The organism is Iamia sp. SCSIO 61187 (assembly GCF_019443745.1).
Lineage (GTDB): Bacteria > Actinomycetota > Acidimicrobiia > Acidimicrobiales > Iamiaceae > Iamia.
Genome location: NZ_CP050948.1, coordinates 2,392,022 through 2,407,316, shown reverse-complemented (window position 1 = coordinate 2,407,316; position 15,295 = coordinate 2,392,022). Strand labels below are relative to the sequence as shown.

12 protein-coding genes are annotated in these 15,295 nt (G+C 74.1%); 6 read left to right on the top strand and 6 right to left on the bottom strand.

The window, feature by feature from the left end; translation table 11 throughout:
• Positions 1-154: 154 nt before the first annotated feature.
• Both HC251_RS11605 and HC251_RS11600 read right to left on the bottom strand, forming a co-directional pair.
• The gene (locus HC251_RS11605) at positions 155-1,576 is read right to left on the bottom strand and encodes an FAD-dependent oxidoreductase (RefSeq protein WP_219945441.1); all 1,422 of its coding nucleotides are present in this window, start codon (positions 1,574-1,576) and stop codon (positions 155-157) included.
• Positions 1,573-1,896, bottom strand: coding sequence for a hypothetical protein (locus HC251_RS11600; RefSeq protein ID WP_219945440.1), 324 nt, complete (start codon positions 1,894-1,896; stop codon positions 1,573-1,575). Before HC251_RS11600 ends, HC251_RS11605 begins: the two co-directional genes overlap by 4 nt.
• Positions 1,897-1,964: 68 nt before the next feature.
• Here HC251_RS11600 and HC251_RS11595 point away from each other — a divergent pair, with 68 nt between their 5' ends.
• Both HC251_RS11595 and HC251_RS11590 read left to right on the top strand, forming a co-directional pair.
• Positions 1,965-2,687, top strand: a complete 723-nt coding sequence (locus tag HC251_RS11595) for a polyprenol monophosphomannose synthase (RefSeq protein WP_219945439.1) — start codon at positions 1,965-1,967, stop codon at positions 2,685-2,687.
• The gene (locus tag HC251_RS11590) at positions 2,684-4,057 is read left to right on the top strand and encodes a glycosyltransferase family 39 protein (RefSeq protein WP_219945438.1); all 1,374 of its coding nucleotides are present in this window, start codon (positions 2,684-2,686) and stop codon (positions 4,055-4,057) included. The genes HC251_RS11595 and HC251_RS11590 overlap by 4 nt, the downstream gene beginning before the upstream one ends.
• Here the strand turns inward: HC251_RS11590 and HC251_RS11585 are convergent.
• A complete protein-coding gene (locus tag HC251_RS11585) occupies positions 3,996-5,573 on the bottom strand; it encodes an NAD(P)/FAD-dependent oxidoreductase (RefSeq protein WP_219945437.1) in 1,578 nt (525 codons plus the stop codon). The two genes, HC251_RS11590 and HC251_RS11585, sit on opposite strands and share 62 nt — an antisense overlap.
• A gap of 149 nt (positions 5,574-5,722) precedes the next feature.
• Between HC251_RS11585 and HC251_RS11580 the strand changes: the two genes are divergently transcribed.
• From HC251_RS11580 to HC251_RS26000, 3 genes are read left to right on the top strand one after another with little or no spacing between them, the layout of a single operon-like run.
• Positions 5,723-7,843 (top strand): acyltransferase family protein, encoded by a 2,121-nt coding sequence (locus HC251_RS11580; RefSeq protein ID WP_219945436.1) that lies wholly within the window; start codon positions 5,723-5,725, stop codon positions 7,841-7,843.
• 57 nt (positions 7,844-7,900) lie between these two features.
• Complete coding sequence (locus HC251_RS11575) at positions 7,901-10,513, top strand: MFS transporter (protein WP_219945435.1); 2,613 nt, start codon at positions 7,901-7,903, stop codon at positions 10,511-10,513.
• Positions 10,514-12,127, top strand: coding sequence for a glycosyltransferase family 39 protein (locus tag HC251_RS26000; RefSeq protein ID WP_304608313.1), 1,614 nt, complete (start codon positions 10,514-10,516; stop codon positions 12,125-12,127). It abuts the gene before it with no gap.
• Here the strand turns inward: HC251_RS26000 and HC251_RS11560 are convergent.
• Positions 12,124-12,345 carry a hypothetical protein gene (locus HC251_RS11560; protein ID WP_219945433.1) on the bottom strand — a complete coding sequence of 74 codons (222 nt, stop codon included), beginning with the start codon at positions 12,343-12,345 and terminating at the stop codon, positions 12,124-12,126. The two genes, HC251_RS26000 and HC251_RS11560, sit on opposite strands and share 4 nt — an antisense overlap.
• A gap of 143 nt (positions 12,346-12,488) precedes the next feature.
• On the opposite strand from HC251_RS11560, the gene HC251_RS11555 reads away from it, so the two are divergent.
• Positions 12,489-12,749 carry a hypothetical protein gene (locus HC251_RS11555; protein WP_219945801.1) on the top strand — a complete coding sequence of 87 codons (261 nt, stop codon included), beginning with the start codon at positions 12,489-12,491 and terminating at the stop codon, positions 12,747-12,749.
• Between the two features lie 8 nt (positions 12,750-12,757).
• Here the strand turns inward: HC251_RS11555 and HC251_RS11550 are convergent, their stop codons facing one another.
• Positions 12,758-13,657, bottom strand: coding sequence for a DNA-3-methyladenine glycosylase (locus tag HC251_RS11550; protein WP_219945432.1), 900 nt, complete (start codon positions 13,655-13,657; stop codon positions 12,758-12,760).
• An 81-nt stretch (positions 13,658-13,738) separates the two neighbouring features.
• Positions 13,739-15,232 (bottom strand): AarF/ABC1/UbiB kinase family protein, encoded by a 1,494-nt coding sequence (locus HC251_RS11545; protein WP_219945431.1) that lies wholly within the window; start codon positions 15,230-15,232, stop codon positions 13,739-13,741.
• Between the last annotated feature and the right edge of the window lie 63 nt (positions 15,233-15,295).

Here is a 15,295-nt window from a genome sequence, read left to right as displayed (position 1 = left end):
CCCTTCGGGGGTCGGGCGGTCGGCTCGCGCTCGGCCGCAGGCCGCCGCCGATGCTAGTCCCACCCCATCCGGCGACCCGTACCGCTCCCCACGCTCAGCTGGCACCGCGGGGACGAGACGGCCCGGCCCTGCCGCAGGAGGGCCGAGCCGGCGACTACCGGGACAGGAAGTGGGCGGCGTTGCGGGCGGCGATGGCCATGATCCCGGCCTGGGGGTTGACGCCGGGGGCGTCGGGGAGGAGCGATGCGTCGGCGACGTGCAGGTTGGTGAACCCGTGGACCCGGCCGAAGCTGTCGGTGCCGGTGCGGGTGCGGTCCTCGCCCATGCGGACGCTGGACGTCATGTGGATCGTCATCAGGTTGGCCGTCGCCGGGGTGACGGCGTCCCACCACCGGGCCAGGTCGGCCGGCTCGCGGGCGACGCCGCCGCCGACGACCGACGGGTACAGCTCGGTGGCGCCCGCGGCGAGGAGCAGCTCGCCCAGGTGCAGGAGCCCCCGGGTCAGGCGGCTCATGTCGCCCGGCGTGAGCCGGTAGGTCACCAGCGGCGCCGTCAGCCCGGGCAGGGCCAGGACCAGGCCGGAGCCCTCGCTGCGGATGGCGGCGTAGTAGACGCTGATGCTCTCCCAGTCCTCCATGGCCTCGGCCACGGGCTCGCCCGACTCGGCCAGGGCCATGGCCACGTGACCCCGCCGGCTGGCCGAGCCACCGATGGTCAGGTGGGGGGAGAAGTCGGTGATCCGGTGCATGGGCACGTCGCCGTGGTCGACGGTGAACGGGAACCGGGCCGCGACCTTGATCGTGGGGTGGAGCTTGAGGCCCCGCCCGATCCGGCGGCGGACACCGCTCCGCTGGAGCAGGGTCGGCGTCTGGATGGCCCCGCCGCAGACGAAGACCTCCTCGGCCCGGATGAGCAGGTCCTCCACGGTGCCGTCGGGTCGGGTCTGCCGGGCTCGGGCCCCGGTGACCCGGGGGGCCGACCCGACGAGCCGCTGGACCCGGGTGTCGGGCAGGATCTCGGCCCCGGCGGCCACGGCGCGGGGCAGGAGCGTCCGGGCCATCGTCTGCTTGGTGCCCCGGCCCCGCTCGTCGTAGCGGAACGCCCGGGGGAACTCGGTGGAGCGCCAGCCGACCTTGGCCGCCCCCTCCTCGATGAGACCGGAGCTGCGCGGCGGGGCCCCGGGCACGGTGGCCACGCCGACGTCGGCCTCGACGCCCTCGGCGTAGCGGTCGAGGGCCTCGGGGGTGAACTCGTCGATCCGGTAGAGCGTCCGCCAGTCCTCGGTGAGGGTGGGCGGGAGCCGGTGCCACAGCCCGCTGTTGACCTCGGTGCTGCCGCCGACGCACCGGCCCTCGGCGTAGGCGATGGGGGGGGTGCCGAGGGCGGCGGCCCCGCCCCGGTGGCGGAACTGGGCCGCCATCTCGCCGAGGGAGAAGGGCTCGTGGGCGTCGGGGTCGACCCAGGGTCCCTCCTCGACCACGGTCACGGACCGGCCCGCCTCGGCCAGCCGGCAGGCGATGGTCGCGCCACCGGCCCCGGAGCCGATGACGAGGACGTCGGTCGAGACCGTCCTCACGGGGCGACGAGGGTGTCGTCGGCGGCCAGCTCCTGCTCGGCGAAGAGGACGAGGGACCGCAGGGCCCGCACCCACTGGCGGACGATCCCGAGGGGGTGCCCCTCCAGCCAGGCCACCTCGTCGGCGGGATCGAGGGGCCGGCCCCGGCGCCGAGCGGCGGACCAGGAGGCGAGGAGCACGGTCTCGCTGGCGATCCCGGCCCGGATCACCTCGGGCATGGCGGCCAGGGCGGCGCTGGTGTGGTCGGTGACCACCTGCCGCCGGCCCGGGTCGTCGGAGGTGAGGAGGGCGTCCACGACCCGACGCTCGTACGGCAACATCCCGGCCACTCTACGACCCGTGGTGCCGGGGGCGGAGCCCGCAGGGAGGGACGACTACCGTCCCCCCGATGCGCGCCGCGGTCCTGGTCCCGACCTTCCAGGAGCGCGACAACATCGAGGACCTGCTGCGAGCGATCCGGTCCAAGGCGCCCGAGGTCGACGTGCTGGTGATCGACGACGCCAGCCCCGACGGGACCGCCGACGCCGCCGAGGCGGTCGGCGCCGAGCTGGGCCGGGTCGACGTCCTGCGCCGCGCGGGCAAGGACGGGCTGGGCAACGCCTACCGGGCCGGGTTCGCCCACGCCCTGGCCCAGGGCTACGACGTCCTCGTCACCTTCGACGCCGACTTCTCCCACGACCCCGCCGCCATCCCGGTGCTGCTGCAGGCGCTGGAGGACGGCTGCGACCTGGTCATCGGGTCGCGCTACGTCGACGGGGGCAGCACGCCGAACTGGCCCGCCCACCGGCGGGCGCTGTCGCGCTACGGCAACCGCTACACGGGGTGGGTCCTGCGCCTGCCGGTCCGGGACATCACCTCCGGCTTCCGGGCCTACCGGGCCACCACCCTCCTGGCCATCGAGTACGCCACCACCCGGGCCTCGGGCTACGCCTTCATGACCGAGCTGGCGGTGCGGATCGAGGCCCAGGGGGCCCGGATCGGCGAGGTGCCCATCGAGTTCCGGGACCGGGAGCGGGGGATCTCGAAGATGTCGGGGCGGATCATCGCCGAGTCGATGGCCCGGGTGACCTGGTGGGGGGTCCGGGGGCGGCTGGGGCGGACCCGCCGGTGACACCGGGCGGCCCTCCGGGCCGGGTGCGCGACCTGGTCGGTCGGGTGCACGACGGGGTGGGTCGCGACCGCAGCGGCACCGTGATCCTCGCCGCCGCCGCCGTCGGGCTCGTGGTCCGGCTGGTGGTGGCGGTGGTGTGGGCCCGCTGGCCGGCGGGCCTGTACGACCCGGCCCGCTACGTGGGCTACGCCCAGTCGATCGCCGACGGCAAGGGGATGATCGACCCCTTCACCCACAACCCGACGGCCTACTTCCCGCCCGGCTACCCCTACCTGGTGGGGGCGGCCTTGGCCCTGTGCCAGGCGATCGGTGCCGAGGGGAGCCTCCCCGAGGTCCTGGGCTCGGGCCAGGCCGTCGTCGGCGGGCTGACGGTGCTGATGGTCGGGGTGCTGGGCCGGCGCATCGCCGGGGGGCCGGCCGGGGCGGCCGCCGCCGTCGTGGTGGCGCTGCTGCCCAACCTCGTCGTCCACGCCGCGGTGGTGCTCAGCGAGACGGTGTCGATCGCCCTCATGCTGGCGTTCCTGCTCGTCGCCGTGCCGGCCGCCGGGGGGACGCTGGGCCGCGGCCGCCTCGTCGGCGCCGGTCTTCTCTTCGGGGCGATCCTGCTGGTCCGGCCGGTCATCGCCGGGGTGCTGGTCGCCGTCGTCGTGGTCTGGGCCCTGGACCGGTCGGGGTGGCGGACGGTGCTCACCCGCACCGGCGCGGTGGTCGGTGTCGGGCTGCTCTGCGTGGCGCCGTGGACGATCCGCAACGCCGTGCGCCTCGACGGGTTCGTGCCCCTGTCGACCAACACCGGGGACAACCTCTGCATCGGGCACGCCCCCGGGTCCGTCGGCGCGTTCCGCTTCCTGGAGGCCTGCGCCGTCGACGTTGACATCACCGACGGACCGCGAGGCGAGGTCGAGGGCGACGCGGCCAAGCGCGACCTGGCGATCGAGTACGCCCTCGACCGCTGGCGGGACCAGCCCGGGCTGGCGCTTGATCGGATGCGCTACACCCTCCGGGACGACCACGACGCCATCGTGGCCGTCGAGTCCTACCGCGAGGACTCGTGGATGGGGGAGCGGACCCGCACCCTCCTCTACGACGTCAGCGACGGGCTGTGGGCGGTGATCGGGGTGGTCGGCCTGGTCGGTCTGGTCCGCCTGGTGTGGCGGCGCGACCGCGACGGGGTGGCCCTCGCCGTGACCACGGCGGCGGTCCTCGCCGTGCCCCTGCTGACCTTCGGCGACGCCCGGTTCAAGGTCCCCGTCGTGCCCCTGCTGGTGATCGCCGCTGCCGCCCTGGTCAGCGACGGGATCGGCCGGCTCAGGCCGGAGGGCCGCCGGCGGACCGCTCGGCCCGGGCCGCCTCGATCACCTCGCGCTTGATCACCGGGGCGTCGCGCCCGGTGCCGTGGCTGCCGGGCGCCCGCTCGCCGGGCTCGGGGATGGCCGCCGCCTCCTCGTGGTACTCCTCCTCCACGTTGACCTCCCACACGTCGTGGGTGGTGCCCGTGCAGATGTTCTCGACCGTCAGCATGGCCGTGAACATGGAGTGGTCCTGGTTGTTGTACCGGAACATGCCGTTGCGCCCCACGGGGTGCACGTTCGGCGCGTTCTCCTCGAGCCAGCCGCGGAGGACGTCGACGTTGGCCCGGTAGTGGTCGTCGTAGATCGGGTAGGCCTTGGCCTGGCGGACGACGTAGCCCTCGCGGATCTCCGAGATGCGGGCCAGGCCCAGCGCCTCGAGCTCCTCCTTGGCCCGCTGGATCAGCCACTCGTCGTCGGCGTTCCACTCGTCGTCGCCCTCCCACACGGTGTACTCGAGGCCCAGCGTGTTGAACCCCTCCTTCACCATGTAGGGAGACCACGAGCCGAAGTTCTGGATCCGCATGGTGCGGACGCTCGGGTCGTGGATGTAGATCCAGTTGTCGTCGAAGTCGACGGTCGCCTCGGGCAGCACCAGGGCGACGATCATGTAGTCCCGGTAGCGCAGCCCCTCGCAGGCCTCCTTGACCTCGGTGGGCACGGGCGGGTCCATGGCCTCGAGCAGGTGCGACATCGGCATCGAGGAGATGACCTCGGTGCACGGGTACTCGGTGGATCCGCCGCCCTTGTGCTCGGCGGTGACCGAGACGGCCCGGCCGCCCTCGTGGCGGACCTTGGTGACGGTGGTCTCCATCACGACCTTGGAGCCCTTGGCGACGACCTGGTCGCGGCACGACTCCCACATCATCCCGGGGCCGTACTTCGGGTACTGGAACTCCTCGATGAGCGAGGTGATGTCCTTCTGGTTCCGCTTCGGCAGCAGGGCGTTCACGATGGCGTTGCCGAGCGACAGGCCCTTGACCCGCTGGGCGGCCCAGTCGGCCGGCATCTCGCTGACCGGGACGCCCCACAGCTTCTCGGTGTAGGTCTTGAACAGGGCGCGGTAGAGGCGCCAGCCGAACCGGGCGACGAGCCAGCCCTCGTAGTTCGTCTGGTCCTTCGGGGGGCGGACCCGGGCCCACGCGTACGACAGGACGTACCCGGTGGCCTCGACGGGGCCGACGTTGCGGAGGGCGTTGAAGGCCCGGAGCGGGTAGTCGAGGTACTTGCCCTTGTAGAAGATGCGGCTCTTGCGGGGCCGCATCAGGAAGTCCTCCTGGGGGAGGATCTCGTGCCAGAGGTCCTCGACGGGCTGGACCTTGGTGAAGAACCGGTGGCCACCGATGTCGAAGCGCCAGCCGTCGCGCTGGGCCGTCCGGGAGATGCCCCCGACCATGTCGTCGGCCTCGAGGACGGTGGATGCGACGTCGTGCTTGTGGAGCTGGAAGGCGGCGGTCAGACCGGCAGGGCCGGCGCCGATCACGACGACCTCGTGCTGGGACGGTGAGGTCTCCGGGGGGGCGGGGGTGTCGGACATCGTGGGTGTGGGATCTCTTTCCGGGCGCGCGGGAACCCGTGTCGACGGACCCGTCGAGGGTACTCGTCGGCGTCCGCCATCCACCTCATGGGGGAGCGGGGGAGGAGGTCCCGATCCGCCGGTGAACTCGGGATAGCGTGACCGGCCGCATGGCGACGCACCCACCCGAGCGCCCCACGCTCCCCCCGCCCCGGCGCCCGCTCATGCGCAACGTGCCCGCCATCGACGGCATGCGGGCGGTCGCCGTCACCGGCGTGTTGCTCTTCCACGGCGGCGTGTCGTGGATGCCCGGTGGCTTCCTCGGCGTCGACGTGTTCTTCGTGCTGTCGGGGTACCTGATCACGACGCTGCTGCTGCGCGAGCGGGTCGCGACCGGGGCCATCGACCTGCGGGCGTTCTGGATCCGTCGCCTCCGGCGGCTGGCTCCTGCGCTCCTGGTCCTGCTAGCCGCCGTCGGCGTCGCCGCCCCGTTCCTCATCGAGGGGACCCAGCGGGCCTCGGTCCGGGGTGACGGCCTCGCCGCCCTCGGCTACGTCGCCAACTGGCGCTTCATCGTCACCGAGCAGTCCTACTTCGCGGGCACGCCCTCACCGCTCCGGCACCTGTGGTCGCTGTCGGTCGAGGAGCAGTGGTACCTGGTCTTCCCCCTGGTGGTGGCCGCCCTCGTGCGCTCGGTCCGGCGCATCCGGCTGGTCTGCGCCGGCCTGGTGGCGGCGACCATCGCCTCGGCGCTGTGGATGGCCCACCTGTCGTCGGGGCCGGTCGAGCTGTCGCGGGCGTACTACGGCACCGACGCCCGGGCCCACTCCCTCCTGGTGGGCGCCGTGCTGGCGGTGGTGGCGGCCCAGTGGCCGGTGCACCGCGCCCGGCGCCTCCTGGCGGGGCTGGGGACGCTCGGCGCCGGAGTCGTCGTCGCCGCCTTCGTGCTGGTGAGCGAGGCGGACCGGTGGATGTACCGGGGTGGCTTCCTCGGGCTGGCCCTGGCCAGCGCCGCGGTCGTCGCCGCCGTCGCCCTGCCCCACCGCCCCGGGCCCCTCGCCACCGCCCTGGGCTGGCGGCCGCTCGTCGCCGTGGGGCGGATCTCCTACGGCCTCTACCTGTGGCACTGGCCGGTCGACGTCGCCCTGACCCCGGAGCGCACCGGGCTCGACGGTGCCGCCGCCTGGCAGCAGCCGGCCCTCCTCGCCCTGCGGACCGCGGTGGCGGTGGCCGCCGCCGTGGCCTCGTACCGCTGGATCGAGGAGCCGGTGCGCCGCCACGGGCTCGACGGCCTCAAGCTCCGGATCCCCGGCGCGGCCCGCAGCCGCCCGGCGACGGCGGCCGTGCTCGCCGGCCTCGTCGTGTGGATCCTCGTCGCCGGCACGTTGCGGGTGCCCCAGGGCGCCACCGCCACGGCCGCCGGGCTCCCGCCGGAGCTGGTCACCGCCCCCCGGGGCGTGCCCGACCTGCCGCCGGCACCACCGCCCACCATCCCCCATGAGATCCGCCGGGTCGTGTCCGAGCAGGGCCTCCCGCCGGTCCCCGAGGGCCGCCCGGTGCGGGTCCTGGTCGTCGGCGACTCGGTGGCGTGGACGCTCTCGTTCGGCACCCACGTCGTCCCGCCGACCATCGACCTCGGGACGGGGGCGCTGATCGGGTGCGGCGTCGTCGACGGCGCGCCCCTCCCGGGCGGTCAGGTCGAGGACCAGTCCGAGCAGTGCGACCTGTGGACCGAGTACTGGCAGGTGCGGGCGTCGGAGCTCGAGCCCGACGTGGTGATGATCCAGTTCGGGGCGTGGGAGGTCTACGACCACCTCGTCGACGGGGAGCGGGTCGAGAGCGGCACCGACGAGATGCGCGACCTGGTGCGGGAGGGCCTCGACCGGGGGGTGAGCGCCCTGCTCGCCGTCCGCCCCGACGTCCGCTTCGTGGTGATGGGGACGCCGTGCATGCGCGAGCGCTCCCTGCGCCTCGGCGGGCCCGACAGCGAGCGCAACGACCCCGAGCGGGTGGCGTGGGTCAACGACGTGATGGCGGACTACGCCGCCGACCTGGGACCGCGGGCCACGTTCATCGACCCGGGGGAGCTGGTGTGCCCCGGCGGGCGGTTCCTCGAGGAGATCGACGGCGTGGAGCTCCGTCCCGACGGCAGCCACTACGCCGCCGGGGCCAGCACGCCGGTCTGGGCGTGGCTGGCCGAGCGGATCGTCCCCTTCGCCCGCACCCCGGTGGCCCCCGAGACCGGCGCGGACGTGGCCGCCGCCGCCGGGACCCCCGGCCCGGCGCGCTGAGCGCCGTCGCGCCGGCGGTGATGGGGTCCTCCGGGGCCGGCCCTCTAAGGTCGGCGGATGGCCGTCGACGCCCCTGAACGCTCCTCCGCCGCGCCCCCCGACAGCGGCCGGACGGTCATCCCCCGTCACGACCTCGTCGACATGTTCCTCGTGGCCGGGGCCGGCCTCCTGCTGGAGATCAGCTACACCCGCATCTTCTCGTTCAAGTTCTTCTACTACTACACGTACCTGATCATCGGCCTGGCCCTGCTCGGCATCGGCGCCGGCGGGGTGGCGGTGGCGCTGTCGCCCAGGCTGCGCCAGGCCCGGCTGTCGACCGTCGTCGGGTGGTGCGCGGGCCTGGCCGCCCTCCTCACCGCGGTGGGCTACGTGGTCGTGGCCTGGACGCCGGTCACGGTGGCCAACATCTGGCAGTACGGCACGGGCACCTCGTTCAAGAACCTGGCGCTGCTGATCGTCGTGTGCGTCGCCCTGTTCGCGCCCTTCGCCATGGTCGGGGTGATCATCTCGACGTTCTTCGGGCGCGAGAGCCAGGGCATCGGCCGCCTCTACTTCGCCGACCTCATCGGCGCCGGGCTGGCCTGCGCCGCAGTGGTCTTCATGATCCGGTTCCTCGGCCCGCCCACGGCGATCATGATCGCCGGGCTGATCCTGGCCGGGGTCTCGGTCGGCCGGTTCCTGCCCGACCGCTCGCCGCGCCAGCTGGTGCCGGCGGGGCTGGTGGCCGTGCTGCTGGTGGTGGGCGTCCTCGCCGTCGACGCCATCCACGTCATCCCCGACGAGAGCAAGCAGTCGCCCGACTCCGACGCCGTGCAGGAGTCGCGGTGGAGCCCCATCTTCCGGGTCGACACCCAGGACGTCGGGGCCAACGTGATCCTGTTCCACGACGGGCTGATCGGCTCGAGCATCCACGCCTGGGACGGCGAGCTGGAGAGCCTGGAGACCAAGTACATCGCCGACGCCCGCTCGCTCCCGTTCGCGGTGCTCAGCGACGACGGCATCCTCGACACCGAGGGCGGCCCTGGCAACGTCGTGATCGTCGGCGCCGCCGGCGGCAACGAGATCCTCACCTCGCTCGCCTTCGGGGCCGACCACATCGACGCCATCGAGCTCAACCCCGTCACCCACGGCCTCCTCCTCGACGAGTACGCCGAGTACTCCGGGCGGGTCGCCTACGAGCCCAACGTCAACTACGAGCTGGGCGACGGCCGGTCGTTCGTCGAGCGCAGCGACAAGGAGTTCGACCTCGTCTGGTTCCCGGCCCCCGACAGCTACGCGGCCTCGAACGCGGCCAGCGCCGGCGCGTTCGTCTTGTCCGAGAGCTACCTCTACACCGCCGACGCCGTCGACGCCTCCCTCGACAAGCTGACCGACGACGGCATCCTCGCCGCCCAGTTCGGCGAGATCGACTACGAGAACCGGCCCTACCGGACGGCCCGCTACGTGAGCACGGTCCGCAAGGCGCTCGAGGACCGAGGCGTCGAGGACCCGAGCGAGCACGTGCTCGTGGCCACCAGCCCCACCGCCGTCGGGGCCACCGCCTACTCCACGGTGCTGGTGAAGGACACGCCCTTCACCGACGAGGAGGTCGAGCGGTTCACCCAGCAGGTCGACTTCATGACCGGCGTGGCGGCCGCCGACCCGGCCAACACCAGCGCCGTCGTGCTCCGCCACGCCCCGGGGATCCCGCCCGACGGCAGCCCGGTGTCGGAGATCCTCACCCTGCCCGACGACGAGCTCGACGAGTGGTACGACGACTTCGCCTACGACGTCGAGCCGATCACCGACGACGCGCCCTACTTCTGGAACTTCGCCCGGCCCGGGTCGGTCCTCCGCGACATGGACCAGTCGCTCCAGCCGTCCGACACCGTCGACCCCGAGAGCGGCATCGGCGAGCGGGTGCTGCTCCTCCTGCTCGGGATCTCGGCCCTGTTCGCGGTGACCTTCCTGATCCTCCCGTTCCTCGCCATCCGCAAGGACTGGAAGGCCCTGCCCCGCAAGCCCATCTCGGCGCTCTACTTCTCGTGCCTGGGCATGGGCTTCCTGTTCTTCGAGATCACCCTGATCCAGCGGCTCACCCTGTTCCTGGGGTACCCGACCTACTCGCTCACGGTGACCCTGGCGTCGGTGCTGATCTTCACCGGCGTCGGCGCCCTGCTCAGCGAGCGGGTCGTCCACCGGGGGTGGACGGTCGGGCTCTGGTTGCTCGGGGCCCTGGCCGTGCTGACGCTCTTCTACGAGCTGGCCCTGCCCGGCATCGTCGACGGCCTGTTCGGCCTCAGCCTCGCCCTGCGGGTCATCGTGGCCTTCCTGCTCATGGCGCCCCTCGGGCTGTGCCTCGGCATGTTCATGCCGCTCGGGCTCGGCGCCGTCGGCCGGCTCACGTCGCTGTCGCGGGAGTACGTGGCGTGGGGCTGGGCGGTGAACGGGTTCGCCTCGGTGATGGGGTCGGTGCTGACCACGCTCCTGTCGATGACCTTCGGCTTCCGGGTGGTGATGGTCGTCGCCCTCTGCGTCTACGCCGTCGCCGTCATCGCCCTGCGGAGCCTGATGACGAGCGCCGACGCCGTCACCGCCGCGGGCGGCCCCGGAGCGCGACCCGACGAGGACGAGCCCGACGCCACGCCCGCCGGCGGTCCGACCGGGCAGCCCGTCCCCGTCGCCCCGTAGGTGGGCGACTCGGATCGGCCGGCCGTCCCCGGCCCGACGACCCCTCCTCCCTGGCCGGCGATCGAGGTCGCCCCGCTGCCGTGGCGCGCCGGCCGCGCCCTCGACATCGTCGGGCTGGCCGTCATCGCCGTCGCCGGCCTGGCCCTCCGGGTGGTGCAGCGTTCGCCGCTGTGGCTCGACGAGGCCCTCAGCTCGAACATCGCCGCCCTGCCGCTCGGGGACATCCCGGCGGCCCTCGAGCGCGACGGCCACCCGCCGCTCTACTACGTGCTCCTCCGGGGGTGGCAGGAGGTGTTCGGCCAGGGCGACGTGGCCGTCCGCCTCCTCTCGGGCGTCATCGGCCTGGCCCTGCTCCCCCTGGTCTTCGTGGCCGCCGGGCGGATCGGTGGCCGTCGGGCGGCGTGGGCCGCCGCCCTCCTGGTCGCCCTCAACCCCTACGTGCTGCGGTACGCCACCGAGGCCCGCATGTACGAGCTGGTCCTGGTGCTGTCGGTGGCGGGCTGGCTCGTGGCCGACCGGGCCCTCCGCCGGCCCGACCTGCCCCGGCTGGCGCTGCTCGCCCTCCTCACCGGTGCCCTGCTCTGGACCCACTACTGGGGCCTGTGGCTCACCGCGGCGTCGGGGGTGGGGATCCTGGTCCGGGCGTACCTGGGCCACCGCCGGGGCGACCGCGAGAGGGTCCGGTCGTCGCTGCGGGTCGCCGGCGCCCTCGTCGTCGGCGGCGTCTCGTTCCTGCCGTGGGTGCCGACCCTGCTGGAGCAGGCCGCCCACACCGGCACGCCGTGGGCCGAGCCGTCGATCCCCACCGAGGTGGCGGCGACGTCGCTGATCGACCTGGGGGGCGGGGCGGCGGGGGAGTCGATCCTGCTGGCCGTGGCCCTGGCCATCCTCGTCGCCCTGGGGCTGGTGGCGGCGCCGGGCTCCGGCACCCGGGTCGAGCTCGACCTGCGCACCCGCCCGGAGGTCCGCCGGTTGGGCCTGGTCATCGTCGGGACGCTGGCCGTCGCGGCGGCGGCGTCGTTCGTGGCCGGCGCCGCCTACGCCACCCGGTACTTCTCCGTCGTCGCCGCCCTGGTGCTGGTGCTGGCCGGGGTGGGGCTGGCCCGCATCGGCAGCGCCGTGGCGTTCCGCATCGTCCTGGTCGCCGTGCTCGTCCTCGGCGTCACGTCGGGGGTGCGCACCGCGGTGAGCCGGCCCCGCACCCAGGCCCGGCAGGCCGCCGAGGCCATCGAGGCCGCCGGCCCGACGACGGGCCCGGACGGCCCGCTGGTGCTGGTGTGCCCCGACCAGCTGGGCCCGGCGCTGAGCCGCGAGCTGCCGGACGCCACCGACATCGCCACCTACCCCCGGTTCGAGGCCCCGGAGCTGGTCGACTGGGTGGACTACGCCGAGCGCCTCGCCGGCGCCTCACCGGTGGACTTCGCCGCCGAGGCCGTGCGCCGCGCCGGCGACCGTGACATCTGGCTGGTGTGGTCCGGCACCTACACGACCCACGAGGGCACCTGCGAGACGGTCGCCAACGAGCTCCAGGTCGCCCGCCCGGCCGGCACGCCGGTGGTCCTGGCCGACCCCGACGCCTACGAGCAGGACAACGCCTACCACTACCCGCGCTAGGCCGTGCGGAGGACGCTGACGGGCTCGGCCTCGGTGGCCCGGCGGATGAGGAGGACGTCGGCGGTGCGGACCGACGCCACCCGGGTGCTCCACGAGTCGACCCGGCCGCCGTCACCGGTGCGGAAGAACGTCGTCATCGGCCCCTCCTGCTGGTAGGCGTCGGCGTCGCCCACCTGCTCGGTGGTCCGGTCTCGGAGCGTGACCTCGAAGCAAGCCATGCGACGACCGTACGACCGTCGCCCTGTGAGGAGGAAGGGGCGCGACGTGTGGATCTCGCGGGGGAGGACCGCCCCCGCCTGGGGACGACCCTGGGGACGACGCGGTCGACCACCCGGGCGGGCGCGTCTGGCAGGCTGGGGCGGTGAGCACCCCGCCGGTCGAGACGTCGTTCCCGCCCGAGCCGTGGCGATCCGCGGTCGTGCCCCCCGAGGCGCCCCCCGGCGACCTGGCCTTCCCCTGTCCCCGGTGCGGCACCGCCGTCGAGGAGCCGGCCTACGGCCCCTGCGGGGCGTGCCGGGCGGCCCTGCGCGCCGACCTCGCCGGCGAGGCCCGTTCGGTCGCCCAGCACGACTACGTGCCCAAGATGAACGTCACGCCCAACGCCGTGGCCCTCAAGGAGTGAGCTGACGCTCAGGGGGTGAGGCCCCCGTCGTCGTCGGCGGCGTCGGCCGCCTCGACCAGGGCGATCAGCCGCACCAGCAGGCCCCGCTCGGGGCGGTGGGGCTCCAGGAGCGACCGGACGTCGACCGTGTCGTCGGCGCCGGCGCCGGTCCACAGGGCGCGCACGACCGCGGCGGTGCGGTGCGCGTCCAGGACCGGCACGGCGTCGGGGTCGCCCAGGGCGACGGCGCGGGCGTGCTCGACGGCGTCGGTCCCGATCCCGGCGATCCCGGCCAGGTGGGCGATGGCCTCGGCGCCGCCGTCGTGGGTGCCGGCCTCCAGCCGAGAGGCGTGGGAGGCGACCCGGCGCACCTCGTCGGCCCGCCCCTGCTCGAGGCCCATGACGTGCAGCTCGTAGGGATCGCACGAGGCCACCCGCCGGGGGGCCGGGGGCAGGCGCAGGCCCCCGGGGCCGGGGGCGTCGTCGCCCATGGCCTCGACCATCAGAAGCCAGGAGCGGGCGGCCTCGAAGGCCGACACGCCGCGGCGGCAGATGCCGTCGATGGCCGCGTCGGCCACCCGACCGTGGCCGGCCACCCGGAAGCCCGGGACGCGCTGGGCCAGGGCCCGGACGAGCTCGGTGCGGGCGGCCGGCGGTCCGTCGGCGTCGAGCCCGAGGAGGCGGCCGAGGTGGCGGGGGAGCCACTCGACGCCCTCGCCCCAGGCCTCCACGCCGACGACCCCGGCACCGGGGACGAGGTGGACGGTGAGGGGCCCGGCCGGTGTCCGCGTCGCCCACCACCAGGGTCCCGACGCCTCGACCCGCCAGCAGGGGTCCGACACGCCCAGGCGCAGCGGGCCCAAGGTGGCGGCCAGGTCGAGCCCGGGGGCGACGTCGATCGTCTGCCGGAGGTCGGGGTTCGGTGGCATCGGCCTCGCGGGGCGGGTGGTGGCGGCGACTGGCGAACGACTGTTCGGACGGGGGCACCACAGTAGTCGGCGTCGAGACCGTCACAGCACGTCGGCGACGATCTGGCTCAGCTCCTGCGGGTACTTCGTGACGAAGTAGCCGAAGGCCGGCTCGATCTGGCTGAACAGGTCGGCGTCGGGGGTGAGCGTCGCCGCGAACCCGTTCAGGTAGAGCAGGTTCTTGAAGAACAGCACCAGCTCCTTGGGCAGGGTGAACCCGTTCTGGGCCAGCACCCGGATGATGGCGCCGAGCGCCTGGCCCAGCGACTCGACCGTCATGGTGCCGGTGCGGGCCAGGATCGCCGGGTCGATGGCGTCCAGCTCCCCCTCGACCTGGTCGCGGAGGACCTCGAGGTCCCAGCCGGGGGGCACGGCGCCGAAGGCCTGGAGGCCCTCGAGCTGCATCAGGGTGTCGTTGCGGGCGAAGCCGAACAGGAACCGGACCGTCGCCGCCCGCTGCTCGGCGTCGATCCGGCCGGCGATGCCGAAGTCGATCAGGGAGAAGTCGCCCTGGGCGTTGATGAGCACGTTGCCGGCGTGCAGGTCACCGTGGAAGATCCCGTAGGCGATCATGTGCTCGAGGGTGGCGGTGATGGCCAGGTTGAGCAGCCGTTCGCCGTCGACGACGTCGGGGTAGGCGGTCAGGGCGTCGGTGTAGGGCACCCCCTCGAGCCGGGTCATCACCAGGACGTCCTCGGCGGTGAGGTGGGGGATCGGGTGGGGCAGGTGGGTGAAGTGGTGGCCGGCCGCCTCCGAGGCCAGGGCGATCTCGATCTGGTTGAGGGCCTCGAACCGGAAGTCGACCTCCTCCAGCACCATCTGGGCGAAGAGCTGGACGAACCCGGTCAGGTTGGCCACCCGCGCCGCCTTCGACGCCCGCTCGGCGGCCGCGGCGGCGAGGGCCATGGCCCGCAGGTCGCGGTCGAACTGGGTCCGCAGACCGGGTCGCCTGACCTTCACCACCACCGGCGTGCCGTCGTGGAGCGTCGCGGCGTGGACCTGGGCGATCGACGCCGCCCCGATGGGCTCGGGGTCGAGCTCGGCGAAGACCCGATCGACGGGCACCTGGAAGCGCCGCTCGAAGCGCTCCTCGGCCATGCCCTCCGGGAGCGGTGTGGCCGTGTCCCGGCACCAGCCGAAGGCGTCGACCCACTCGTCGGGGAGGAGCCCCTGGGCGGTGGCCACGAACTGCCCCAGCTTGATGTAGGTCGATCCGCCGGCCCGCACCAGCTCCTGCACGTGGCGGATGGCGGCCCCCTCCTCGAGGGGCCCGTCGAGGAGCCGCCGGCGGGCATCCTCCCGGAGCCCGGGGGCGACCCCGCGGGCCAGGTCGACGCCGGTGCGGCCCACGGCGTGGAGCGTCCGGGGCCGGAGCGAGGCCTGGGCCAGGAGGGCGGCCTCCTCGGCCACCCGGGCGCGGGCGCCGGGCCCCCAGAGCAGCCAGAGCCGGGCGTGGTCGCGCAAGCCGGGGCGGACGTCGATCGCCATCGAGCGGTCGAGGACGTCGACCATGTCGGGCAGGGGTGGGACGGGCATCGGGCCTCCGGGGTGGGACGTGGGAGGGGTTTCGGCGCCGGGAGCCGGGGGTCCTCCCGCGCC

Coding starts and splice junctions, on each gene's coding strand:
- HC251_RS11585 (WP_219945437.1), bottom strand. CDS start 5,573: ATGTCCGACACCCCCGCCCCCCCGGAGACCTCACCGTCCCAGCACGAG.
- HC251_RS11550 (WP_219945432.1), bottom strand. CDS start 13,657: ATGCCACCGAACCCCGACCTCCGGCAGACGATCGACGTCGCCCCCGGG.
- HC251_RS11580 (WP_219945436.1), top strand. CDS start 5,723: ATGGCGACGCACCCACCCGAGCGCCCCACGCTCCCCCCGCCCCGGCGC.
- HC251_RS11595 (WP_219945439.1), top strand. CDS start 1,965: ATGCGCGCCGCGGTCCTGGTCCCGACCTTCCAGGAGCGCGACAACATC.
- HC251_RS11600 (WP_219945440.1), bottom strand. CDS start 1,896: ATGTTGCCGTACGAGCGTCGGGTCGTGGACGCCCTCCTCACCTCCGAC.
- HC251_RS11560 (WP_219945433.1), bottom strand. CDS start 12,345: ATGGCTTGCTTCGAGGTCACGCTCCGAGACCGGACCACCGAGCAGGTG.
- HC251_RS11575 (WP_219945435.1), top strand. CDS start 7,901: ATGGCCGTCGACGCCCCTGAACGCTCCTCCGCCGCGCCCCCCGACAGC.
- HC251_RS11545 (WP_219945431.1), bottom strand. CDS start 15,232: ATGCCCGTCCCACCCCTGCCCGACATGGTCGACGTCCTCGACCGCTCG.